Source organism: Metapseudomonas resinovorans DSM 21078 (assembly GCF_000423545.1).
GTDB classification, from domain to species: domain Bacteria; phylum Pseudomonadota; class Gammaproteobacteria; order Pseudomonadales; family Pseudomonadaceae; genus Metapseudomonas; species Metapseudomonas resinovorans.
On record NZ_AUIE01000045.1, the window covers coordinates 1 to 23090 of the forward strand.

Sequence of the window (23090 nt, forward strand, 5' to 3'; positions counted from 1 at the left end):
CCCGCTTCATACACCACGACCACTCTGGCGGACGCCGGCAACGCCCAGAGCGCGCGCGTCTCCGCGATCGTTTGCACCACCTGCTCCAGGCGCGCCAGGGGCTGCGGTGCGTCGACTGTCTTCAGCCGGGGGTTGCGCCGGGCATCGCTCAGCGCCACTTTCCAACTGGCCTTGGCCAACTCCAGCGCCACTGCCAGGACCGGTTCATTCGCACTATGCTGTTCAACGTAGGCCGTTCGCATGTCGATTCCTCCTCTGGGCCAAACCTTCTATCCCCCGGATTAAGAATCGGCGTGCGGGCGGCCTTTGCATAGGATCTACAAGCAAACGCAGCAGCCGTCACAGCTACGCTTCGCTGCCGCACGCCGCCTGGATCGCCGTCAGGGCGATGGTGTGGATGATGTCGTCTACCAGGACGTTGCGGGGCAGGTCGTTTACCGGCTTGCGCAACCCTTGCAGCATCAGGCCGCCGCTGACCACAGGGTGACCCTGCTGTGCGTCCTTGTAGGCGGCATCGCCAGTGGCCAGGTCGGGGAAGACGAACACGGTGGTGCGGCCATCACGCGTGGCGGCGGAGTAGGGCAGGGGGCCCTCGATGGTCAGCTCGGGGCGCGCGGCACGGGCCAGGCGGGCGGCTTCGCGGACTTTCGCCAATTCCGCTTCATCGGCCGAGTCGCAGACCATCGCCACCCTCGGGACTATGCCCAGGGCCTCGGCCGAGTCCGCACTTTGCAGGGCGATTTCCGCCAGATCGCTGGCATCGGGATCGGGATTCACCGCGCAGTCGCCATAGACCACCACCTGCTCCGGCAGCAGCATCAGGTAGACGGACGAGGCGATGCGGTAGCCGGGTGCCGACTTGATCAGCTGCAGGGCCGGGCGAATGGTGTTGGCGGCGGGGTGGATGGCGCCGGAGACCAGTCCGTCCACTTCGTCCAGGGCCAGCATCATGGTGCCGAGTACGACGTTGTCTTCCAGTTGGGCGGTGGCCATGGGCGCGTTCAGGCTCTTGCTCTGGCGCAGCTCCACCATGGGCTGGACGTAGCGCTCGCGGACCCGATCCGGATCGAGGATTTCCAGCCCCTCGGGCAGTTCGATGCCTTGGGCGCGGGCCACGGCGTGCACATCCTCCGGCTTGGCCAGCAGCACGCAGTGGGCGATTCCTCGGGCCTGGCACGCGGCGGCTGCCTGTACCGTGCGCGGCTCGCTGCCTTCGGGCAGGACGATACGTTTGCCGGCGAGCTGGGCCTGCTGGATCAGCCGGTGGCGGAAGGCCGGCGGCGACAGGCGCTGGGTCGCGCTTGGCGCACCGCAGCGGCTGCGCAGCCAGTCGAGGTCGAGGTTGCGGGCGACGAACTCGGTGACCTTCTCCGCGCGCTCGCGGTCGTCCACCGGGATTTCCTTGTTCATCCGGTTCAGGTTGGTGGCGGTGTCGTAGGTGCCGGTGGCCACGCCCAGCACCGGCAGGCCGCCCTGCAGCGCGCCACGGCAGAGCTCCAGGGTGCGAGGGTCGGGCTGGATATCGCTGGAGAGCAGCAGGCCGGCCAGCGGCACGCCGTTCATGGAGGCCAGGCTGGCGGCGAGGATGATGTCGTCGCGGTCGCCCGGGGTCACTACCAGTACGCCCGGCTTGAGCTGCTGCACGGTATTGGGCACGGTGCGTGCGCAGACCACGATCTTCTGCACCCGGCGCTGGTCGTAGTCCCCGGCGTTGATGACCTGGGCTTGCAGCAGGTCGGCGACGTCACGGGTACGCGGGGCGTTCAGTTCTTCCAGCCAGGGCACGCTGCCGAGCAGGCGGAAGTCGTCGCCGCGAAGTAGCGGTGATTGCTCCTTGAGACGGCGAGAGAAGTCGTCGTCGCGCACTTTGTTGAGGATCACCCCGAGGACCTTCGGGTCGCGCGGGCCGCCGAACTGCTGCGCCTGGATTTCCAGGCGGTCGGACAGCTCGGAGAGGCTCTCGTCTTCCGGTGCTGACACCAGGATGACGTCGGCATCCAGGCTCTTGGCCAGATGGAAGTTGATGCGCGCGGCGTAGCTGGCATGGCGGGTCGGCACCATGCCTTCGACGATCACCACGTCCTTGCCTTGGGCCGCCTGGTGGAACAGGCCGGTAATCTCTTCCAGCAGCTCGTCCAGCTGGCCGTCGGCGAGCATGCGCTCCACCTGGGATTGCGCCAGTGGCGTGGGCGGCTTCAGGCCATGTGTGCGGGCCACCAGCGCGGTGGAGCGTTCCGGGCCAAGGTCGCCGGGGTGGGGCTGGGCCACAGGCTTGAGGAAACCGACCTGCAGGCCGGCCAGTTCCAGGGCGCGCACCAGGCCCAGGCTGGTGGAGGTGAGACCGACACCGAAACCGGTCGGGGCGATGAAGAAACAGTGCATGGGACTCCTTGGCAAAGGCGATTCAGGCGAGCAGGGCCAGGGTATCGAGGGCGATCTGGCGCTCTTCGTTGGTAGGCACTACCAGCACGCGCGGATGGCCACGCCTGTGGATGGGGCCGGCGACGCCGCGCACGCAGCGGGCGTTGGCTTCGCTGTCGATGGCCAGGTTGAGCAGCTTCAGGTGATCCACCGTACGGCTGCGCACAAGGGGTGAATTCTCGCCGATCTCGCCGGTGAAGATCAGCCCGTCCAGCTGCGGCAGGGCACAACCAACGGCGGCCAGGGTTCGGGCCAGTCGGTAGCAGAACACTTCGATGGCGAGGGTGGCGCCGGCGTGACCCTGATCGCGGGCCTGCTCCAGGCTGCGCATGTCGCTGGCCAGTTCCGAGAGGCCGAGCAAGCCGCTTTCCTGGCGAAGCACCTGGTCGATCTTCTCCAGGCTCCAGCCGAGGCTGCGGTGCAGTTGGGTGTAGAGATGCGGGTCGATGTCGCCGCTACGGGTGGCCATCACCAGGTTCATGCTGGCGTCGCGGCTCTGGCCGTTGACGATGGCGCAGGCGGAGCTGTGCGCGCCCAGATGGGCGGAGAGCCAGCAGCTGTCACCGAGGGAAAGCCCGGCCAGTTCGGCGGCGCGGCGGCTGACGTAGCGGTGGCTGTTGCCGTGGAAGGCAAAACGGCGCAGGCCGTGGTCGCGGTAGACGGCGTCCGGCAGGGCAAGGCGGTAGACGTGCTCGGGCATGCTCTGGTGGAAGGCCGTGTCGAACACCGCCACGTGGGGCAGGTTCGGCAACAGATGCATGGCGGCGTCGATGCCCACCAGACTGGCCGGCATCTGCTGCGGCGCCAGCGGGACCAGGGCTTGCAGGCGGCGGATCACCTGGGCGTCCACGCGGCAGGCCGAGCTGAACAGTTCGCCGCCATGCAGGACGTGGTGGCCGACGCCGTGCAGCTTGCTGCCAGCGGCGCCCTGGACGATGGGCATCAGTTGGGACAGCGCCGAGCGGTGGTCGGCGTTCGGGATCATCAGGCTGTCCTTGTCGCCGCCACGTTGCCAGCGCAGTTCGGCGTTGCGGCTGCCGAGTCCGTCGGCCATGCCGTGGAGAATGAACTGGCTGTGGGCTTCGTTGACCAGGGCGAAGCGCAGGGAAGTCTTGCGAGCGTGGATCACCAGGATGTTGCGTGCGGGCATCAGGTTTCCTCGGAGGATTCGACGGCCAATCCCTGGGCACACCAGCCGCAGGGGAAGAGGCGGCCCAACTGGGCGGCGCGCTGAGCGGGATCGAGTACCCACGCGCGGGACTGCCAGGGCGGCTGGTGCCTCAAGTGTTGAGTATGGCCGCAGGAAAGCACGGCGACCCAGTGACCGTCTTCGTCTTGCCTGTAGCCGACCAGGCGGGGCCGCCCGTCAGCGTTCGGGTCGCAATCGACAGGCCGCGCGGTTAAACTTGCGCTTTCATCATTCATTTGCAGAAGGTCTCGCACCATGCTGATCGCCGCCAACAAGGCTGTGTCCATCGACTATACCCTGACCAACGACGCCGGTGAGGTGATCGACAGCTCCGCCGGCGGCGCTCCGCTGGTATACCTGCACGGCGCCGGCAATATCATCATTGGCCTGGAGCGTGCTCTGGAAGGCAAACAGGCTGGCGACGAGCTGAACGTTGCCATCGAGCCGGAAGATGCCTACGGCGAGTACAGCGCAGAGCTGGTCGCCACCCTGGATCGCGCGATGTTCGAAGGCGTTGACCAGTTGGAAGTCGGCATGCAGTTCCACGCCTCCGGCCCGGACGGCAGCATGCAGATCGTCACCATCCGCGACATCGACGGCGACGACGTCACCGTCGACGGCAACCACCCGCTGGCCGGCCAGCGCCTGAACTTCAAGGTCAAGGTCGTTACCGTGCGTGAAGCCAGCGACGAAGAAGTCGCTCACGGCCACATTCACGGCGAAGGCGGTCACCACCACTGACCGGTCGTCCGCGACTGCCGAGCCGGCAAATCGCGAATCGGCTGCTAAGCTGAGAAAACCGAAAAGGCGCCCCGGGGCGCCTTTTTTGTCCGCTGTGGAATCCCTGAGATTTTCGAGGAGTCAGTCATGAGTGCCTTCCACGACCTCAATCTGCGTGCGCTCGACGGTCAGGATCTGCCGTTGGCGCCCTACAAGGGCCAGGTGGTGCTGGTGGTGAATGTCGCCTCCAAGTGCGGCCTGACCCCGCAATACGCCGGGCTGGAAAAGCTCTACCAGCAATACCGCGACAAGGGCTTCACCGTGCTGGGCCTGCCGTGTAACCAGTTCGCCGGGCAGGAGCCGGGCAGCGAGGAAGAGATCCGCGAGTTCTGCAGCCTGAACTACGGCGTGACCTTCCCCCTGGGCAGCAAGATCGAGGTCAACGGTTCGGCTCGCCATCCCCTGTACCGCCTGTTGGCGGGCGAGGGCGCCGAGTTCCCCGGCGAGATCACCTGGAACTTCGAGAAATTCCTCGTCGGCAAGGATGGTCGCGTACTGGCGCGTTTCTCGCCGCGCACCGCCCCGGATGACCCCGCGTTGATCCAGTCAGTCGAAAAGGCCCTGGCCTGATACACCTTCCCCACTCATGACGACCGGGGCGAAAGGACTCGCCCCGCGTTTCCAGCTCCAACCATTCCCTTCCTGTAATCGCCAATCACGCTAATCAATAGTGCTGGGCGGGGCGAGACGACCGGTCATATGCTCGCCGCCATGACCAGTATCCGACTCGACAAACGCGACCTCATCCTCGCCAAGGGCTCCCAGGTGATGACCCGCCGTGGCTACCACGGCACCGGCGTGCAGGAGATCGTCCAGGCCGCGGGCATCCCCAAGGGCTCCTTCTATCACTACTTCGCCAGCAAGGAAGATTTCGCCGTGCAGGCCCTGGAGTACCTCTACCTGCCGCGCCTGGAGCGCTATGCGCAGGTTCTGGGCAATCCGGCGCTGAGCCCGTGCCAGCGCATCCTCGGCTACTACCGCGAACTGCTGGCGCATTTCTCCACCCGCGAAAAGCCGGAGTACCACTGCTTCATCGGTAGCCTCGGCTTCGAAATGGCCGAGCTGTCGCCCGCTATCGGCGAGCAGGTGGAAAGCATTCTGCAGGGCTCGGTGGACATCCTCCAGGCGTGCCTGGAAGAAGCCGTGGCCGCCGGAGAGCTGCGCGCCGATGAAGACTGCGCCAACCTCGCGGCCTTCATCGCCAACGCCTGGCAGGGCGTGCTGACACGCTTGAAAGTGGGGGGCGGCACCGCACCCATGACCGCATTCGTCGACCGCCTGGAGCTGCTGCTCCGGGCCTGATTTCCCAAAGCCTTGAAACCGAGACGACCGGTCATATGGCCGGCCACAGGAGAACCCATGACCGCTCCCGTTAAAGCCCTGTTCGAACCCTTCCGCCTTGGCGGCCTGGAACTGCCCACCCGCGTGGTGATGGCGCCCATGACCCGCTCCTTCTCCCCGGGCGGTGTGCCCAACGCCAAGGTGGTGGAGTACTACCGCCGCCGTGCAGCTGCCGGCGTCGGTCTGATCATCACCGAGGGCACCACCATCGGTCACAAGGCCTCCAACGGCTATCCCCATGTGCCGCGCTTCTTCGGTGAAGACGCCCTGGCCGGCTGGAAAGAGGTGGTCGACGCAGTACACGCCGAAGGCGGCCGCATCGTTCCGCAGCTCTGGCACGTGGGCAACGTGCGTCGCCTGGGCACCGAGCCGGACGCCAGCGTTCCCGGCTACGGCCCGACGGAGAAGGTGAAGGACGGCCAGGTGGTGATCCATGGCATGACCAGGGACGACATCCAGGAAGTGGTTGCCGCCTATGCCCAGGCCGCTCGTGATGCCCAGTCCATCGGCATGGACGGCGTGGAAATCCACGGCGCCCACGGCTACCTGATCGACCAGTTCTTCTGGGAAGGCAGCAACCAGCGCACCGACGAGTACGGCGGCAGCCTGGCCAACCGCTCGCGCTTCGCCATCGAAGTGATCCAGGCCATCCGGGCCGCCGTCGGCCCGGACTTCCCGATCATCTTCCGCTTCTCCCAGTGGAAGCAGCAGGACTACACCGCGCGTCTGGTGCAGACCTCCGAAGCCCTGGGTGAATTCCTCAAGCCGCTGGCCGATGCCGGTGTGGATATCTTCCACTGCTCCACCCGCCGCTTCTGGGAGCCGGAGTTCGAAGGTTCCGAGCTCAACCTCGCCGGCTGGACCCGCCAGCTCACCGGCAAGCCCACCATCACCGTCGGCAGCGTCGGCCTGGATGGCGAGTTCCTGCAGTTCATGGTCAAGACCGACAAGGTCGCCCAACCGGCCAATATCGAAGGCCTGCTGGAACGCCTGAACAAGGAAGAGTTCGACCTGGTCGCCGTGGGCCGCGCCCTGCTGGTGGACCCGGACTGGGCCGTGAAAGTGCGCGAAGGGCGGATGCAGGACATCCTCCCGTTCAGTCGGGATGCGCTGACGAGCCTGGTGTAAGTTGTTGAAGAAGCCCCGCTCGCGGGGCTTCTTTTTCACCCGCCCCACCAAACCCTCATTCAGTTGGGCTGACACCACCACCTCCTGCGGTCACTGTGCGCGCATCACAACAAGCGCCGGCACACCGGCCGAAGGAGCAACCCATGCGCATTGGCCTGGTAGTGGACGCCACCTGTGACCTGCCCCAGGACTTCCTCCTCAAGCACCGCATCCCGGTGCTGCCCATCCGTATCCGGATGGGTGAACACTCACTGGTCGATCGCCGCGTTCCCCTGGCCACCCAGGCGTTCTACAGCGAACTGCTGCCGAAGGTCGGCCCGGCTGATCGCAGCGAGCCGCTGCAGGTGACGGAAATGCAGGAGTGGTTCCTGGAGGAACTGGTCACCCGATTCGACCATGTGCTCTGCCTGACCATTTCCGCGCAGCGCAGTCCGATCTTCGAGCACGCCACCCAGGCCTCCTTCGGCTTGCTCCAGCGCTACCGGGACCGCCGTGCGGCGGCCGGGGTGAGTGGGCACTTCGCGATGCGGGTGGTGGATGGCGGCAACATCTTCGCCGGTACCGCGGTGCTGGCCGCCGAGGCGGTGCGGCTGATCGGCGACGGCGCCCACCCCAATGCCGTGCGTACGCGGCTGGAGCAGTTATCCGGTCGGATCTGCACCTTCCTCCTGCCCGATGACCTCGGTCATCTGCGCCAGCGCGGATTCCAGAAGGGCGAGCGCAGCGGCCTGCTCGACCGCCTGCGGGGGGCGGCACTGGGGTTGGGTTCATTGCTGGACGTGAAGCCAGTGATCAGCGTGCAGCAAGGTGAGGACAAGCCCGTGTCGCTGGCACCGAACTTCGACAAGGCGGCGGAAAAGCTGCTGGCCCATGCACGAAGCCGGGTGTTGGCGGGTGAGTTGCTGGCGCCGCAGGTGTGCATCAGTTATGCCGGGGAGCTGTCACTGGTACGTGACCTGCCCGGCTTCGCTGAGCTGGAAGCGGCCTGTGCGGAAAGTGGCGTGACCCTGCATCTGGCGATGCTCAGCCCCACAGGGGCGATCAACCTGGGGCGTGGTGCCCTGAGCCTGGCCTTTGCGGCGCCCGCCGTCGCGTTTTCCTAGGCTCTGTACGAAAAGTGCCTGCGCTCGGTGATGCTGCGTTGAAATCGGCCTCGAGCGCGAGTCCGATCAGAATGCTCATTTACAGCACGTAAACTGCGCTTCTTCGGCCGATTCCGCCTTGCCTGACCTTCGCTCGACGCCTTTTCGTACGAAACCTAGGCGTGTGGTGGCAGGCTACCGCCGACCGGGGCCTGCACTTCGGGGCGGCGGGCATGCAGCAGGTACTGCTCGAACTGCTGGACGATGGCTTCCCAGCCCTGGCGGCCGGCGTGCATGCGTGCGTTGAGGCGCACCCGGCGCAGGCATTCCGGATCTTCCAGCAGCCAGGTGGCGGCCTCGATGAAGCTGTTCGGCTCATCGGGCAGGGCCAGGGCGCCATTGTGGCCGTGGCGGATATGCTGGGCTGCGGCGGCCTGGTCGAAGGCCACCACCGCCAGACCAGAGGCCAGGGCTTCGAGCACCACGTTGCCAAAGGTTTCCGACAGGCTGGGGAACAGGAACAGATCCCCCGAGGCGTAGTGCCGGGCCAATTCCTCGCCTCGCTGCACACCACAGAACAGGGCGTCCGGCAGGGCGCGCTGCAGCGGCAGCCGCTGCGGACCGTCACCGACCACCACCAGCTTCAGTCGTCGCTGTGGATAACGTTGCTGCAAGCGCTGGAAGGTCTCGCCGAGCAGGCCGAGGTTTTTCTCGACGGCGAGCCGGCCGACGTGGATCACCGCGATGTCCTGCTCGCCCAGGCCCCACTGCGCACGCAAGTCGGGGCAGCGGCGAGCGGGATTGAACAACTGGCCATCGACCCCGCGGGAGAGCAGTTGCAGGCGTTCGAAGCCGCGCCGGGTCAGGTCCTGCAACTGGCTCACGCTGGGCACCAGGGTCAGCCGCGTGGCGTTGTGGAACCAGCGCAGGTAATTGGTCAGCAACCGGGTCAGCAGGCCCGCGCCATAGTGGCCGGTGTACTGCTGGAAGTTGGTGTGGAAGCCGCTCACCACCGGGATACCCAGGCGCCGGGCGGCACGCAGGGCGGAGAATCCCAGCGGGCCTTCCGTGGCGATGTACAGCACATCCGGCTTGCGCTGGCGCCAGCGGCGCAACAGCTTGTGCAGGCAGGACTGGCCCCATTGCAGGCCGGGGTAGCCCGGCAGCGGCCAGCCACGGATCAGCATCAGGTCGTCGTCACTCCTGCGGCCGTTGTCGCAGGACTGGCGCGGACGCACCAGTTGCAGCCGGTGGCCGGCGGCGCGCAAGCCGTCGCAGAGGCGGCCAAGGGTATTGGCCACGCCGTTGACTTCGGGCAGGAAGGTTTCGCTGATCAGCGAGATGTACAGGGGCGCTATGGTCATGGAGCCAGTGTCGGCAAGGGCCATGTAGCTCGTATGACAGCCGTATGACGCCTATGTGACTGCCGGCCGCAGGCGGCAAGACCTTGCCGCACCAGGGTGTGGTCGCTCCGCTCAGGAAAGTCCGCGAAGCCTTTGTTTTCAAGGCCTTGGAGCGAAGGGTGAACATGGCATGGTACTTGAGTACCAAGCCGCGGATTCCCTTACAGGAGCAGCACAGGTGGCAATCAACTCGATCAGCGGGCTAGGGGCGGGCAGCGCCCTGTCAGGCCTTGGATTCCGCAACGGTAAATCTGCGAAGGAGAGTGAGGATCCCTTCGCGATCAACACGAAGGAAGAGCCTCGACGTACGACGTCCCCCGGCTCGGAGCGTGACTACAGGGCCTGGCAGGCAACCGAGGAGGGCTTTGCCCGAATGCGGGTAGAGCTGCAGAACTCGGCTGGGAAGCTGGAAATGAGCAACAAGGATCTACCGGCCGATCTGGAGTTGGGCGGCCAGACTGCGGTGGAGAAGTTCCAGGAATACATGGACAAGTCGCCTGCCGAGAAGATGCGCGATGCGATCCTTGCGGAGATGGGACTGACCCAGGAGGAGCTCGACGCCATGCCGCCGGAACAGCGAGAGGCCGTCGAGAAGGAGATCGCCGAGCGCTTCCAGCAGCGCATGGAGATGCAGGCCAAGGAAGAGGAGGAGGAGAAGCTGCAGCGGGAAAATCCGACCATCCGCACCCAGGCGTGATTACCGTCCTGATGCGACAAGCCCCGGTCTGACCGGGGCCTGCCGCAGATGCAGTTCAGCGAATCAGCGCACCACCTGACCGGCCTGTTTCTGCAGCGCCAGGTCACCTTGCTCGCGCACCCAGAACAGGGTGGCGCCGGCCACGGCGGCGGGCATCATCAGGATGTTGACGAAGGGAATCATCAACGCCAGGTAGGTGATGCCGCCGAACCCCAGGCTCTGCCAGCGCTTCTCGCGCAGCCAGGCGAGCATCTCGTTCCAGCCCAGCTTGTGGTTGTCCGCCGGGTAGTCGATGTACTGCACCGCCATCATCCAGATACCGAAGACGATCCACAGCGGCGCGGCCAGCAGGTTGACGCCGGGGACGAAGGAAAGGATCAGCAGTACGCCGGCGCGTGGCAGGAAATAGGCCAGCTTGCGCAGCTCGCGGCCCAGGGTACGCGGGATCATCGCCATCAACTCGGCCCAGCTGAAGGCCGGGAAATCGTCCTGGCCGCGCACCACCACTTCCACCTTCTCCGCGAGGAAACCGTTGAACGGCGCGGCAATGATGTTGGCCAGCATGGTGAAGGAGAAGAACACCAGCACCAGCACCAGCACCACGAAGAGTGGCCAGATCAGGTACTCAAGGAAGCTCAGCCAGTCGGGAAGGCTGGGCATGAAGGCGTCGACCCAGCCGCTGAACTCCTGCATTGCGAAGCCGATCAGGGCGGTGAACAGCAGCAGGTTGACGGTCAGAGGCAGCAGGACGAACAGGCGCAGTCCGGGGCTGAGAACCAGTTTCAGTCCTTCGCCGAGGTATTGCGGCCCGGATAGAGCGGGTGCAGGCATGATGGTCCCCCAAGGTTGCAAACGCGCCGACCTTAGCGGCTTTGCTGGCGACGTGGAAAGCCTGGAAAAGGCTCGGAACAATTTTGATGGCCGTTTTGCCAATAGGCGCCGCCTATTGCCAGGATTGAGAGCGGGTATTTCCGCTATCCAGAGGCGGCCAGTAACCTTGCGCCCATTCCTGGCCAGTTGGTAGCGGTCAGACCCGGTTCAACGGGGCCACTGCATCAAAAGCCTTCCCCAAGTGCAGCAGTGGCCCCTTTTTATGCCCGGAAGGGCGGGAGTCAGCCATGTCCGAAGCACGTCATTCGCGGGTCATCATCCTCGGTTCCGGCCCTGCCGGTTACTCCGCGGCTGTCTACGCCGCCCGTGCCAACCTCAAGCCGCTGTTGATCACCGGCATGCAGGCGGGCGGCCAACTGACCACCACCACCGAAGTCGACAACTGGCCGGGCGACCCTCACGGCCTCACCGGCCCGGCGTTGATGCAGCGCATGCAGGAGCACGCCGAGCGTTTCGAGACCGAGATCGTTTTCGACCACATCAATGCCGTGGACCTGGCCGGTAAGCCCTTCACCCTGGTAGGGGACAGCGGCACCTACACCTGCGACGCGCTGATCATCGCCACCGGTGCCAGCGCCCGTTACCTGGGCCTGCCTTCGGAGCAAGCGTTCATGGGCAAGGGCGTGTCCGCTTGCGCCACCTGCGACGGATTCTTCTACCGCAACCGCGAAGTGGCGGTGGTCGGTGGCGGCAACACGGCTGTGGAAGAGGCGCTGTACCTGGCCAACATCGCCAGCAAGGTCACCCTGGTGCATCGCCGCGAGACCTTCCGCGCCGAGAAAATCCTCCAGGACAAGCTGAAGGCGCGCGTCGCCGAAGGCAAGATCGTGCTGAAGCTGAATGCCGAGGTGGACGAAGTGCTGGGCGACAACATGGGCGTCACCGGCGTGCGCCTGAAGCGCAACGATGGCGGCACTGACGAGCTGACGGTGGACGGCCTGTTCGTCGCCATCGGCCACACCCCGAACACTTCGCTGTTCGAAGGCCAACTGGCGCTCAAGGACGGCTACCTGGTGGTCAATGGCGGTCGTGAGGGCAACGCCACCGCCACCAACATCCCCGGCGTGTTCGCCGCCGGCGACGTGGCCGACCATGTATACCGCCAGGCCATTACCTCCGCTGGCGCCGGTTGCATGGCCGCCCTGGACGTCGAGCGTTACCTCGACGCGCAATAATCCTGACCTGATGAAGAGAAGCCCCGAATGCGGGGCTTTTCTTTTGCGTCAGGCTGCAGATGAGTTTCAGGATGGATTGGGCCGGGGGAGAGTGACGCGTCAGGTCGTTTGGGGCCCGGCGTTGCAGCCCTTCGGCCTGCTTGGCGAATGAATTGGCTATGTCTGCATTTCGTGTTGCAAGCACCTGCATCGCCCGTAGGAGCTGGCTTGCCAGCGAATGGCCCCGTTTCGCTGGCAAGCCAGCTCCTACAAGGCTCTTGGCCCGATGGTAGATCTCTCGCAACAGCTAACGCAGACATAGCGAATGAATTCGACCCTACAGAGAAGCGCGTAGCCCTAACCCGAGTCAGCCTTGCAGGGGCGCTACGGATCAAACCCAGGTATTCAGCTCCAGTGTCCGCGCGCTCATGCGCTGGTACAGCCCCTGCGCTTCCAGAAGCAGGGACTGTTTGTCCACGGTCAGCTCGATTGCCTTGCGACCTTCCGCCTCGCAGCGGTAGAGGCTCTGCTGGGCGTGCTGGCGCAGGCAGTGGTAGCGCAATTGACGGGCTTCTACCCGCAGGCTCGACAGGTCGATATAGGCGACCTGCAACTGTTCGCTCTGGCCGGTTTCCAGGCCGCAGCGTTGCAGTGCCGGGGTATGGGTGAAGGGTGTTCCGGCGAGCATCACCAGTTGGCACGGGTCGAGGTCGCGACGGTGCTGGCCATTGAGCAGCCAGCGGCCGCGGATATCGCGGTCCAGGCGCAGGCTGCGTGGTCCGTGATAGTCCACCTTCAGCCAGAGATGGCGGAAGCGCCAGCGCGGGTCGCTGTCCAGCACGTAAGTGGCGGCGATGCTCTGGCCATTGCGGTTCTGGATCAGGTGGCTGCTGGCATGTATGCCCTGCTCATCCATGGACAGGCGCAGGCTTTCCACGCCGGGCGTCGTCAGGGGTTTCCAGACAAGGGTTTGCTGCATCCATGCGCTCCGGGATGAGGAGAGGGGGGGTGGGTTCGCTCCTGCGGGAAAGCGCGCGATCCTTCGGTGTATCCGTTTGCCACCGATAACAAATGAGAAAAATACGCGTTTGGTTGGGAAAAATCTGTCAGTCATTACCGACAGAAATCGGAAGCCAAAGCGTAAGAAACCGCCCCGGACGGGGCGGTCGATAGGGATCAGGCCTTGCGTTGCAGCGGTTGGCGCTCGAAGCGCACACCCGCCAGACCGGTGTTCATCAGGGCGCGGATATTGCCGTGGTCGCTGCCGTCCGGGGTGGCCAGCACGGAGCGGTAGTGCTCGCCAAAGGCCAGCAGGGTCTCTTCCAGGCTGAAGCCTTCCAGCAGGGCCAGGCCAAGGGTCTTGCAGGAGCCTTCGTTCTGGCCGGCGGCGTTCTCCACCGGGCCATTGGCAAAGGCGCTCTGCTGGTAGTCGTAGCCGGCGGCGATGAACGCCAGGGTGTCGGCGAAGACGTGCTGGTCGCTGTGCAGGCGGGCGCGGAAGTCGTTCAGATTGCTCATTCTTTGTTCGCTTTGTTGAAGGCCGCTTGCTGCTCGGCACTGGCTTCTTTCTGGTACTTGGCTTTCCAGTCGGCGTAGGGCATGCCGTAGATCTCTTCGCGCGCCTGGTCCGGGGTGACGTCCATGCCGAGATCGTCGGCGGCGGCCTTGTACCACTTGGACAGGCAATTGCGGCAGAAACCGGCGAGGTTCATCAGGTCGATGTTCTGTACATCGGGGCGGCTACGCAGGTGTTGCACCAGACGGCGGAAGGCGGCGGCTTCGAGTTCGAGGCGTTCTTGCTCGGTCATGGCAGGATTCTCCTGGGGCTTTCGGGAGGAATGGGCGGGGATGATAAGAGCCCTCCGTGGCCTCGGTAAACAGCGCTGCTCACCGGCCTATCTGTGGCCGGCAAGGGTAATCGAAACCGATTCTGCAAAGCGCAGCGCGTGGGGCTTGTCCACTTCCACTTCGGCATAGCGCACGCTGGGGTTGGCCATCACCAGGTCGAGGATTTCCTGGGTAAGGCGCTCCAGCAAGGCGAAGCGGTTTTCCTCGACGTGGCGGATGATCGCCTTGGTAATGGTGCGGTAGTTCAGCGCGTGGTCGATGTCGTTGTCGCGCACCGCCTCGGCAGCCGGGTAGAGGATGGTGAGATTGATCAGCACATCCTGCTTGTTGAGGATTTCCTCCTCCTTGATTCCGATGAAGGTGCGCAGGCGCAGGTCCTTGACGCGGATTCGCGCCATTCCGGGCTCCAGTCTCGGCATTCTCTAGTTGCTCCGTCCGATCAGTTTCAGGAATTCGTGGCGGGTGTTCTGGGACTCCCTGAAAGCCCCGAGCATCACCGAGGTGCTCATCACCGAGTTCTGCTTTTCCACGCCGCGCATCATCATGCACATGTGCTGGGCTTCGATCACCACCGCCACCCCGGCGGCGCCGGTCACGCGCTGCACCGCTTCGGCGATCTGGCGGGTGAGGTTCTCCTGGATCTGCAGCCGCCGCGCGAACATGTCGACGATGCGCGCGATCTTCGACAGCCCCAGCACCTTGCCGGTGGGAATGTACGCCACATGGGCCTTGCCGATGAAGGGCAGCAGGTGGTGTTCGCAGAGGGAATAGAGCTCGATGTCCTTGACCGTCACCATCTCGTCGTTGTTCGAGGCGAACAGGGCGCCGTTGACGATCTCGTCCAGGCTCTGTTCATAGCCGTGACACAGGTAGCGCATGGCCTTGGCCGCCCGCTTGGGCGTGTCGCGCAGGCCTTCACGGTCCGGGTCTTCGCCCAGGCCCAGCAGGATTTCCCGGTAGTGCCGGTTCAGATCATCGCTCATGGTGGCAGTCCTTGTGGCGCCTACTTGAGGTGGCGGCCGCCGTTCAGGGTCAGGGTCGTTCCGGTGACGTAGGAGTTGTCCAGGAGGTAACGCAGGCCCTGGTAGACCACCTGTGGGCCGGGCTCGATGCCTAGCGCCGACTTGGCCAGGGTCTTCTTGCGGTAAGCGTCATCGTCATCGGCATTGAACATCACCAGAGCTGGAGCAATGCCGTTGACCTTGATGTGCGGGGCGAAGCGCGCGGCGAAGGACAGCGTCAGGTTGTCCAGCCCGGCCTTGCTGGCGCAGTAGGCGATACGCTTTTCGCTGCCCTTGCGCGCCACGTCGTCACTGAGGTGGATGATGTCGGCCGGGCTGCTGCGGCGCAGCAGTTCCTCGCACTGCAGGTTGATCAGGTAGGGCGCCAGCATGTGCACGCTGAACATCCGCTGGAAGGCCTCGGCCTCCTGGCCGGGCGCTTCCGTGAGCCAGTCCGAGGCGTTGTGGATGATGGCGCGCAGGCTGTCGGTGCAGGCTTTGAGCGAGTCGATGAAGGCAAGGATGCCGGCTTCGCTGGAGAAGTCCGCCTGCAGCGTCACGGCACCGCGTTGGCGCAGGTGCCGGACGCCGTCACGTTCGGTGCGGTAACTGATGATCACCGGCTGGCCGTCGTCCAGCAGGCGCTCGGCGCAGTAGAGGCCAACGCGCTGGCTGGCGCCGGTGATCAGGATGGGGGCGGTGGGGCGGCTCATTGACGCCTCGAAATCTGAGGACTATGGCCGGCCACGTTATACCAGGGGTGGGGCTTGTACAAATTTTCGGAAGAGCCGGCTCAGCGTGGTTGCACCGCAGCCCCATTGCTTGCCAGGGATGCGCGGCCGCCTTGCAGCCAGGGGGCCAGCAGGCGGGTCGAGAGCGGGATGAACCAATAGGTCATGAGCGGCGTCAGCGCCAGGGTGCTGATCAGGATCCGCACGGCCAGCGGCAAGTCGCCCAGCGCGCCTTCGAACAGCAGGTTGAAGGCCAGGGATACCGGGAAGAATGCCAGCCAGATGGCCACGCTCTGCTTCCAGCGGGGCGGGCGCTGTTCGGCCTTGCCGAACCAGGCATCCAGGCCCAGGGCGCGATGTTCGTGGGGTTGCTGGAACAGGCCGGTGCCCCGTTCCAGCCAGGCGCGACGCGAAGCAGAGTGCTCCCAGGCGGCCATGGTCGGCTCGTCGGTGAAGCGGAAGATCATCTGGAATTCGTCGTCATCCGGCGGTGGCGCCAGTACGCCCGATCCGAGATAACCGGGGAAGTCGGCGGCCAGTTGCTCGCCTTCGCGCAGCCAGGCCATGAAGTCGTGGTAGCGCTCGCGGGCGACGCGGCGGGCCACCATCAGGGTGACGGGATCGGCAGACATCGTGTATCTCCTTGCAACCGGGTTGCCCGCCCGGGTAGGGCAGTGGCACATCACGCAGCGCCGGGGTTGTGGGCTGCGCAAAAAAAGAGGCAAGGATTATTCCGTTTTTTCAACAAAGTGCCAGCGTGAAGGATGACCGGTGGGTCGTGGCGTGCTTTCCGTGGCCTGTGGCCAATTGGAATCCCCGCCGCAAGGTTTAAACTGCGTGAATCTTTCCCCTGACGAATGCCCACCATGACCGAATCCGGTGCATCCCACGCATCCAGCGCCCTGAAACAGGAAGAACTCTTCCCGATTCGGGAGGTTTCGCGCCTGACAGGCGTCAACCCGGTCACCCTGCGGGCCTGGGAACGGCGCTACGGGCTGATCCAGCCGACGCGCACCGACAGCGGTCACCGCCTGTATTCAATGGCGGATGTCGAGGCGGTACGCAGCATCCTCGCCTGGATCGAGCGCGGCGTCTCGGTGAGCAAGGTGGGCAAGCTGCTGGCCCGCAGCCATGCGGCGAAGGTGCCGGTGGCGTCGATCCACCACGAAGCGGCCGCAGGGGAGTGGAGCGAGCGGCGCGCCCAGGTGCACAAGGCCCTGTCCACCCTGGACGAGGCGGAGCTGGAGCGGGTCTACGGCCAGGTGTTCTCCACCTATCCCCTGCACGTGGCCTTCGCCGATGTGCTGATGCCGGTCTGGCAGGCGCTGTTGCTGCGTCAGGATGAGTTCGGTCGTGGCAGCGAGTGGGTCTTCTTCGACAGTTTTCTCCGCGCCCGGGTCCTGCAGCGTCTGCAACTGGCCCGCAGTGGCCAGCAGCAACGCGTGCTGCTCGCACCGTTGCCAGGGCAGGGGCGTGAACTGGAGCTGCTGGTGGCCGGCCTGCTGCTTGGCAGCAGCGAGGTGGCCATCAGCGTACTTGGCCTGGGCCAGCCGCTGGCCGAGCTGGAGATGGTTTGCGGCAAGCTGCAGCCCCAGGCCATGGTGCTGTTCTCCAACCAGCCGCCGGACGATGACCTTGGCCAGCAACTCAACCGGCTGGCTCGGGGCCTGGACTGCCCCCTGGCCCTGGCCGGCGATACCGCCGACCTGATGAGCGAGGAACTCGACGGCACGCCCGTCGCCTGCCTCGGCAGCGAGGGACGACTGATGCAGCGGCGCCTGCGGCAGTTCCTTTCCGGTCACCTGGATACCTGAAGCTGCGTTCGCCCGACTTTCGCCGACTTCATCGAGGCTAAGGCAGCGTGCCGGGTAGCTACCCGGCGCGCTGCGCTTCAGGCGACCGTTCGGCAGGAAGAGTCGAGCAACCCTTGCTGGCGCGCTGATCAAATTCTATACAAATACTTGTACATAAATTTGTTTTGTACAGATTTTGTCTGCGCTACCGGTGGCCGATTCATTCACCTTTCCTGGGCTACCGGTTTTTTTCAGCCTTTCAGGGCCGCCAGCTCGGCCTTGAGGCTGGCCAACTCCGCTTCCAATTCACGCACTCGCTGACGGGCTTCCACCTGTTCGGTGACGTCCTTCTGAATGCCGATGAAATAGGTGAGTTGGTCGGATTCGTTCAGAACCGGGGTGATCGACAGCTCGTTCCAGAAGGGACTGCCGTCTTTGCGGTAGTTACGCAGGATTTGCCGACACGGCTGGCCGTTGCGGATCGCCTGGCGGATAGCGGCCAGGCCCAGTTGGTTGCGGTCCTGGCCCTGGAGGAAGCGACAGTCCTGGTAGAGGATTTCGTCGCTGGAGTAGCCGGTAAGGCGCTCGAAGGCGGCATTGGCATAGATCAGGATATTGTCTTCGCCCTCCTGTTCGGCGACCACGATGCCGTCGTTGGAGGCGTCTATTACCAGTTGCAGAAGCTTGGCGTTGATCATTTCCCGGACTCGCTCGACCTGACCGGAAGCAGTCTAAGGCATCCTTCGGTCCTTGCCAGTTGCGGCATAATGCGCGGCATTTCGCCCCAGACTCGGAGTACCCATGAAAGTCGCCATCCTGTCCGGCTCGGTCTACGGCACCGCCGAAGAAGTCGCCCGTCACGCAGAAAAGCTGCTCAAGGCCGCCGGCCTCGATGCCCACTACCTGCCGCGGGTGAGCCTGGACGACCTGATCGCCTTCGACCCCGAGGCGCTGCTCACCGTGACCGCCACCACGGGCATGGGCGAACTGCCGGACAACCTGCTGCCCCTGTACGCCGAGCTGCGCGACCGCCTGCCCAACTGGCGCGGCCGCGCTGGCGCCATCCTCGCCCTGGGCGATTCCAGCTATGACCTGTTCTGCGGCGGCGGCGAGATGATGCGCGAACTCTATGCCGAACTCGGCCTGCGCGAAGTGGTGGAGATGCAGCGCCTGGACGCCAGCGAAACCGTTACCCCGGAGCTGGACGCCGAGCCCTGGCTGAACAGCGTCATTGCAGCGCTGAAAGCCTGATGCATCCGCGTGCCGAATACCTGATCCGCGAGCTGCAACTGGCTCCTCACCCGGAGGGCGGCTTCTACCGCCGGGTGTTCGAGTCGGCCAGCCGCCTGCCGGGCGGTCGTGCAGCTGTGTCGGGGATTTTCTTCCTCTTGCCGCAGGGGGGCGTGAGCCGCTGGCATCGGGTGGATGCCGACGAGATCTGGCACTTCTATGAAGGCGATCCGCTGGAACTGCTGGTCGCCGAATCGCCCGCAGACGTCCGCCGTGAAATCCTCGGCCCGGTGGCCGACGGCAGCCTGCCCCAGCGCACCGTGCCGGCCCATGCCTGGCAAGCTGCCCGTGCCCTGGGCGCTTACACCCTGGTGGGGTGCAATGTGGCGCCGGGTTTCGAATTCGCCGGCTTCCGTCTGCTGGCCGACGACCCCGAGGCGCAGCGGGACTGGCCGTTGCTGGATCCTGCGTTGCTCTGACCGGGGGCTATGCCGGGCCTCGAATGGTGGACCGGTGAAGCGAGGTCCACCCTTGGCTGAACCCCGCTTGTGAGCGAATTCATTCGCCCCTACGAAACGTTCAGCGGCGAATACTCTCGCAATTCGAGCCACGCCTGCGCTGCCCGTGACAGGTAGGCGCCCTTGCGCCAGACGAAGGCGATGTCCCAGCGCAGGTCAGGGGCACCAGGCCCAGGAGGTGGGGCGTGAAGAGGACACGGTGGCCGGTCTGGTGATGGTCCTGATGGGCCTGCTCAATCTTTTTGCCGCGCCGCTGGTGGTTGCCCTGATCTGACCCGCAAGGCCATTAAGCTGGCTGCCAAGGCGACTATCGCCGCGGCAGCCCATGGCTAGACTCCTCGCACAGATAACAACAACGAGGTTTCGCCATGACCGCCGCTCACGTCCTCCCGTCGCTCAACCTCAAGGACAAGGTGTCCGCCGCCGAATGGCAGACCCGTGTCGACCTGGCCGCCTGCTACCGCCTGATCGCCCTGTACGGCTGGGACGACCTGATCTTCACCCACATCTCCGCCAAGGTCCCCGGCACCGAGGACTTCCTGATCAACCCCTATGGGCTGATGTTCCACGAGATCACCGCCTCCAGCCTGGTGAAGATCGACCTGGCCGGCAACAAGCTGATGGATGGCCCCTACGACATCAATCCGGCCGGCTACACCATCCACAGCGCCGTGCATGAGGTGCGCCCGGACGTGGGCTGCGTGTTGCATATCCACACCCCCGCCGGCATTGCTGTCTCGGCGCAGAAGCAGGGCTTGCTGCCGCTGTCCCAGCAGTCGCTGTTCGTGCTTTCCAGCCTGGCCTACCACGGCTACGAGGGCGTCGCGCTGAACCATGACGAGAAAGCCCGCCTGCAGGCCGACCTCGGTCAGGCCAACTTCATGATCCTGCCCAACCATGGCCTGCTCACCGCCTTCGGCAGCATCGCCGATGCTTTCCTCGGCATGTTCACGATGCAGCGCGCCTGCGAGATCCAGGTGATGGCCCAGTCCGGTGGCGGCGAACTTATCCACATCCCGCAGCAGATCCTCGACGGCGCCAAGGCGATGCTCGCCGGTGTGATGAGAAGCTCCTCGGGCATGGGCGGCGCGCTGCCCTGGCCGGCGCTGCTGCGCAAACTCGACCAGCAGTTCCCCGGTTACGCGCAGTGACCGGCCTGGCCGGCATTCCCCTGGGCGATTGGCGCGCCCAGGCACAGGACATGGACTTCCGTGGCCAGCGCATCCGCTACTGGACGGCGGGGGAGGGCGAACCGTTGCTGTTGATCCACGGCTTTCCCACTGCGTCCTGGGACTGGCACTACCTCTGGGAACCCCTGGCGCGGCGCTTCCGCGTCATCGCCTGCGACCTGCTGGGTTTCGGCTACTCCGCAAAACCGCGTGGGCATGACTACCGGCTGCTGGAGCAGGCCGACCTGAAGCAGGCGCTGCTGGCGCACCTGGGGGTGGATGGCCCGGTGCATGTGCTGGCCCACGACTATGGCGACAGCGTCGCCCAGGAGCTGCTGGCGCGGCACCACGAAGGGCGTTTCAACCTGGCCAGCTGCGTCTTCCTCAATGGCGGCCTGTTCCCGGAAACCCACCGGCCGGTGCTGGTGCAGAAACTGCTGCTCAGTCCCGTCGGTAGCCTGGTCGGTCGGCTGTTCTCGCGGCGCAAGCTGGCTGCCAGCTTCGCCCAGGTGTTCGGCCCGAACACCCAGCCCAGCGAACGGGAGCTGGATGACTTCTGGCGCTTGATCGCCGAAAGCGATGGGCCGTCCGTGATGCACCGCCTGATCCATTACATCCCCGAACGTCGCCAGCAGCGTGACCGTTGGGTGGCAGCGATGCAGAAGGGTGGGGTGCCGTTGCGGGTGATCGACGGCGCAGTGGACCCGATTTCCGGGGCGCACATGGTGGCGCGCTACCGCGAACTGATCCCGAATGCCGACACCGTGCTGCTCGAAGGCATCGGCCACTACCCACAGACCGAGGCGCCGGATCAGGTGCTGGAGCACTACCTGGCCTTTCATGATCGAGATAGATAGCGGCATTTCCCACAACCTATTAGGACGTGTCCGCCTCCAGTCGCTGGAGGCGTGGCACTAGCATCTCCGGCCTCACCCATTGGCCGGGCAGGCGTTGCCCGGCACCCTCGAGGCCTGACCATGCTGTTCCGCTTTCTGGTGTTCCTCTATCCGATCATTCGTACTCTGGGGCCGGCCACTGCGGCCCTGCTGTTCATCGCCGGTCTCAGCCTGATCGGCTATGCCGTGCTGCGCGAGCCCGGCCTGTGGAGCTGGCTGGCTTCGATCGGTTGCCTGATGGCCGCTGCATTGCTCGCATTGCTCTGCCACAGCTACCACTGGTGGCTGTTCAAGCTGCGCCCGCGTGGCAGCCTGTTCCTTCCCATCAAGTAACGCCGCCCTTATCGGGCACCATTCATGGCGGTTCCGATTCTTGTGGGGCCGGGGCGGCTGCCGGAGACTCGGCGGATACCCAGGCCTGCCAAGGAGCCCAGCCCATGAGCGATGCAATCCGCTTCGAAGACAAAGTCGTAATCGTCACCGGTGCCGGCGGTGGCATTGGCCGCGCCCACGCACTGCAATTCGCCCGTCATGGCGCCAGGGTGGTGGTCAACGACCTGGGAGGCAGCACCCACGGCGAAGGCGCCAACGCCTCGGCGGCCGACCGCGTGGTAGCGGAAATCCGCGAAGCCGGTGGTACCGCTGTTGCCAGCCATGATTCGGTGACCGACGGCGACAAGATCGTGCAGACCGCCCTCGACCACTTCGGCCGTATCGACGTGGTGGTGAACAACGCCGGCATCCTGCGCGACAAGACCTTCCACAAGATGGACGACGCCGACTGGGACCTGGTCTACAAGGTCCACGTCGAAGGCGCCTACAAGGTCACCCGCGCCGCCTGGCCGCATATGCGCGAGCAGAACTACGGCCGCGTCATCTTCACCTCGTCCACCTCCGGCATCTACGGCAACTTCGGCCAGTCCAACTACGGCATGGCCAAGCTTGGTCTCTACGGCCTGACCCGTAACCTGGCCATCGAAGGCCGCAAGAACAACATCCTGGTCAACGCCATCGCCCCCACCGGCGGTACCCGCATGACCGAAGGCCTGATCCCGCCGCAGGTGTTCGAGCAGCTCAAGCCCGAGCTGGTGAGCCCGCTGGTGGTGTTCCTTGGCAGCGAACAGTGCCAGGACACTTCCGGCCTGTTCGAAGTGGGTGGCGGCTGGATCGGCAAGGTGCGCTGGGAGCGCAGCCTGGGCTTCGGCTTCGACCCCAAGGCGGGCTTCGATGCCGAAGACGTTGCGGCCAACTGGCAGCGCATCTGCGACTTCACCGATGCCGCCCATCCGGCGGACAACGTTGAAGCGCTGCGCGAGATGATGGCCAACCTGCAGAAGTACGCCCTCTGATCGCGCCGTTCACCGGGGCAGTTCCGCCAGTGGGCTGATCATCCGTCTCGGGAAGCACTATGTTGAAGGCCGGCATTGTTGCCGGCCTTTTTCATTGGTCATGCAACGTGGTGAGAGCAAAAATCCTGTAGGGGTGAATGAATTCACCCCTTCTATGAAGATCTCGGTGTCAAGGCCTGTTCCTCCGATTCATGACTCGGGGTACGCATCAAGGCAGCGGGGCATGCTGCTCGTGAGACCTGGCGTCTCACCACCTTCTATCCGCTGGTCACGAGGACCAACACGATCCTGCTTGCGCGTTGCGCTCAGGCATACCCCTTTGCACCACACCCTTTCTACAAGATCGGTCATCGCGCTGATGACCCGGGCGAATTACGGGCGTGTTGACTGCGTCACTCTTTCGTCGCGGCTCGCTGGCTGAGTGGTGGTGTCAGGGCACGGCTTTCAGTGTCGCACCCGCTGGCAGCTC

General features: G+C 64.8%; 28 protein-coding genes and 2 pseudogenes. 15 read left to right on the top strand and 15 right to left on the bottom strand.

Annotated features, from left to right (window positions below; all coding sequences use genetic code 11):
* The 4 genes from G559_RS29235 to G559_RS0122650 all read right to left on the bottom strand — a co-directional run.
* Positions 1–242 (bottom strand): hypothetical protein (locus G559_RS29235; RefSeq protein WP_036997736.1); only part of this gene is annotated, 242 nt, incomplete at its 3' end.
* A gap of 103 nt (positions 243–345) precedes the next feature.
* Positions 346–2382: a phosphate acetyltransferase gene (pta, locus tag G559_RS0122640; RefSeq protein ID WP_028630429.1), complete on the bottom strand. Its 2037-nt coding sequence runs from the start codon at positions 2380–2382 to the stop codon at positions 346–348.
* A gap of 22 nt (positions 2383–2404) precedes the next feature.
* Positions 2405–3571, bottom strand: a complete 1167-nt coding sequence (locus tag G559_RS0122645; protein WP_028630430.1) for an acetate/propionate family kinase — start codon at positions 3569–3571, stop codon at positions 2405–2407.
* Complete coding sequence (locus tag G559_RS0122650; protein WP_081668144.1) at positions 3571–3897, bottom strand: DUF3565 domain-containing protein; 327 nt, start codon at positions 3895–3897, stop codon at positions 3571–3573. Before G559_RS0122650 ends, G559_RS0122645 begins: the two co-directional genes overlap by 1 nt.
* Here G559_RS0122650 and G559_RS0122655 point away from each other — a divergent pair.
* The 5 genes from G559_RS0122655 (at position 3866) to G559_RS0122675 (ending at position 7962) form a co-directional block, all read left to right on the top strand.
* Positions 3866–4351, top strand: coding sequence for an FKBP-type peptidyl-prolyl cis-trans isomerase (locus G559_RS0122655; RefSeq protein ID WP_028630432.1), 486 nt, complete (start codon positions 3866–3868; stop codon positions 4349–4351). The two genes, G559_RS0122650 and G559_RS0122655, sit on opposite strands and share 32 nt — an antisense overlap.
* A gap of 126 nt (positions 4352–4477) precedes the next feature.
* A complete protein-coding gene (locus G559_RS0122660; RefSeq protein ID WP_028630433.1) occupies positions 4478–4960 on the top strand; it encodes a glutathione peroxidase in 483 nt (160 codons plus the stop codon).
* A 141-nt stretch (positions 4961–5101) separates the two neighbouring features.
* Positions 5102–5692 carry a TetR/AcrR family transcriptional regulator gene (locus G559_RS0122665; RefSeq protein WP_028630434.1) on the top strand — a complete coding sequence of 197 codons (591 nt, stop codon included), beginning with the start codon at positions 5102–5104 and terminating at the stop codon, positions 5690–5692.
* A 57-nt stretch (positions 5693–5749) separates the two neighbouring features.
* On the top strand, positions 5750–6859 hold the full coding sequence (locus G559_RS0122670; RefSeq protein ID WP_028630435.1) for an NADH:flavin oxidoreductase: 1110 nt from the start codon (positions 5750–5752) through the stop codon (positions 6857–6859).
* 143 nt (positions 6860–7002) lie between these two features.
* Entirely contained in the window at positions 7003–7962 is a 960-nt protein-coding gene (locus G559_RS0122675; RefSeq protein ID WP_028630436.1) for a DegV family protein, read from the top strand.
* Between the two features lie 155 nt (positions 7963–8117).
* On the opposite strand, the gene G559_RS0122680 is transcribed toward G559_RS0122675, so the two are convergent.
* A complete protein-coding gene (locus G559_RS0122680; RefSeq protein WP_028630437.1) occupies positions 8118–9329 on the bottom strand; it encodes a glycosyltransferase family 4 protein in 1212 nt (403 codons plus the stop codon).
* 193 nt (positions 9330–9522) lie between these two features.
* Between G559_RS0122680 and G559_RS29240 the strand changes: the two genes are divergently transcribed.
* Positions 9523–10041, top strand: a complete 519-nt coding sequence (locus G559_RS29240; RefSeq protein WP_051246862.1) for a hypothetical protein — start codon at positions 9523–9525, stop codon at positions 10039–10041.
* A 63-nt stretch (positions 10042–10104) separates the two neighbouring features.
* On the opposite strand, the gene cysZ is transcribed toward G559_RS29240, so the two are convergent.
* Positions 10105–10872 (bottom strand): sulfate transporter CysZ, encoded by a 768-nt coding sequence (gene cysZ, locus G559_RS0122690; protein WP_028630438.1) that lies wholly within the window; start codon positions 10870–10872, stop codon positions 10105–10107.
* A 287-nt stretch (positions 10873–11159) separates the two neighbouring features.
* On the opposite strand from cysZ, the gene trxB reads away from it, so the two are divergent.
* A complete protein-coding gene (gene trxB / locus G559_RS0122695; protein WP_028630439.1) occupies positions 11160–12107 on the top strand; it encodes a thioredoxin-disulfide reductase in 948 nt (315 codons plus the stop codon).
* A 370-nt stretch (positions 12108–12477) separates the two neighbouring features.
* Here trxB and G559_RS0122700 read toward each other — a convergent pair whose 3' ends face one another.
* From G559_RS0122700 to G559_RS0122730, 7 genes are all read right to left on the bottom strand, one after another.
* Complete coding sequence (locus tag G559_RS0122700; RefSeq protein WP_028630440.1) at positions 12478–13065, bottom strand: putative glycolipid-binding domain-containing protein; 588 nt, start codon at positions 13063–13065, stop codon at positions 12478–12480.
* Between the two features lie 197 nt (positions 13066–13262).
* Entirely contained in the window at positions 13263–13604 is a 342-nt protein-coding gene (locus G559_RS0122705; protein WP_028630441.1) for a HopJ type III effector protein, read from the bottom strand.
* Complete coding sequence (locus G559_RS0122710) at positions 13601–13894, bottom strand: DUF1244 domain-containing protein (protein WP_028630442.1); 294 nt, start codon at positions 13892–13894, stop codon at positions 13601–13603. The genes G559_RS0122705 and G559_RS0122710 overlap by 4 nt, the downstream gene beginning before the upstream one ends.
* Positions 13895–13981: 87 nt before the next feature.
* Positions 13982–14353: a dihydroneopterin triphosphate 2'-epimerase gene (gene folX, locus G559_RS0122715; protein ID WP_028630443.1), complete on the bottom strand. Its 372-nt coding sequence runs from the start codon at positions 14351–14353 to the stop codon at positions 13982–13984.
* Between the two features lie 3 nt (positions 14354–14356).
* Entirely contained in the window at positions 14357–14917 is a 561-nt protein-coding gene (folE, locus tag G559_RS0122720; RefSeq protein ID WP_028630444.1) for a GTP cyclohydrolase I FolE, read from the bottom strand.
* 20 nt (positions 14918–14937) lie between these two features.
* A complete protein-coding gene (gene folM, locus G559_RS0122725) occupies positions 14938–15648 on the bottom strand; it encodes a dihydromonapterin reductase (protein ID WP_028630445.1) in 711 nt (236 codons plus the stop codon).
* 80 nt (positions 15649–15728) lie between these two features.
* Positions 15729–16298 (bottom strand): antibiotic biosynthesis monooxygenase, encoded by a 570-nt coding sequence (locus G559_RS0122730; protein ID WP_028630446.1) that lies wholly within the window; start codon positions 16296–16298, stop codon positions 15729–15731.
* Between the two features lie 234 nt (positions 16299–16532).
* Between G559_RS0122730 and G559_RS0122735 the strand changes: the two genes are divergently transcribed.
* Entirely contained in the window at positions 16533–17480 is a 948-nt protein-coding gene (locus tag G559_RS0122735; RefSeq protein WP_028630447.1) for a MerR family transcriptional regulator, read from the top strand.
* Between the two features lie 230 nt (positions 17481–17710).
* Here the strand turns inward: G559_RS0122735 and G559_RS0122740 are convergent, their stop codons facing one another.
* The gene (locus G559_RS0122740; protein WP_028630448.1) at positions 17711–18157 is read right to left on the bottom strand and encodes a PAS sensor domain-containing protein; all 447 of its coding nucleotides are present in this window, start codon (positions 18155–18157) and stop codon (positions 17711–17713) included.
* A gap of 103 nt (positions 18158–18260) precedes the next feature.
* Between G559_RS0122740 and G559_RS0122745 the strand changes: the two genes are divergently transcribed.
* Both G559_RS0122745 and G559_RS0122750 read left to right on the top strand, forming a co-directional pair.
* Complete coding sequence (locus tag G559_RS0122745; RefSeq protein WP_028630449.1) at positions 18261–18710, top strand: flavodoxin; 450 nt, start codon at positions 18261–18263, stop codon at positions 18708–18710.
* On the top strand, positions 18710–19168 hold the full coding sequence (locus tag G559_RS0122750) for a cupin domain-containing protein (RefSeq protein WP_028630450.1): 459 nt from the start codon (positions 18710–18712) through the stop codon (positions 19166–19168). The genes G559_RS0122745 and G559_RS0122750 overlap by 1 nt, the downstream gene beginning before the upstream one ends.
* Positions 19169–19257: 89 nt before the next feature.
* On the opposite strand, the pseudogene G559_RS30515 reads toward G559_RS0122750, so the two are convergent.
* A pseudogene (locus G559_RS30515) lies at positions 19258–19368 on the bottom strand (LysR family transcriptional regulator); the annotation flags it as partial.
* 5 nt (positions 19369–19373) lie between these two features.
* Here G559_RS30515 and G559_RS30520 point away from each other — a divergent pair.
* From G559_RS30520 to G559_RS0122775, 5 genes and pseudogenes are all read left to right on the top strand, one after another.
* Positions 19374–19481 (top strand): annotated as a pseudogene (locus G559_RS30520) (LrgB family protein); the annotation flags it as partial.
* 94 nt (positions 19482–19575) lie between these two features.
* A complete protein-coding gene (locus G559_RS0122760; RefSeq protein WP_028630451.1) occupies positions 19576–20358 on the top strand; it encodes a class II aldolase/adducin family protein in 783 nt (260 codons plus the stop codon).
* Positions 20359–20408: 50 nt separating this feature from the next.
* Positions 20409–21233, top strand: a complete 825-nt coding sequence (locus G559_RS0122765; protein ID WP_051246865.1) for an alpha/beta fold hydrolase — start codon at positions 20409–20411, stop codon at positions 21231–21233.
* A 120-nt stretch (positions 21234–21353) separates the two neighbouring features.
* Positions 21354–21605 carry a hypothetical protein gene (locus tag G559_RS0122770; RefSeq protein WP_028630453.1) on the top strand — a complete coding sequence of 84 codons (252 nt, stop codon included), beginning with the start codon at positions 21354–21356 and terminating at the stop codon, positions 21603–21605.
* Between the two features lie 104 nt (positions 21606–21709).
* The gene (locus G559_RS0122775) at positions 21710–22621 is read left to right on the top strand and encodes an SDR family oxidoreductase (RefSeq protein WP_028630454.1); all 912 of its coding nucleotides are present in this window, start codon (positions 21710–21712) and stop codon (positions 22619–22621) included.
* Positions 22622–23090: the final 469 nt, after the last annotated feature.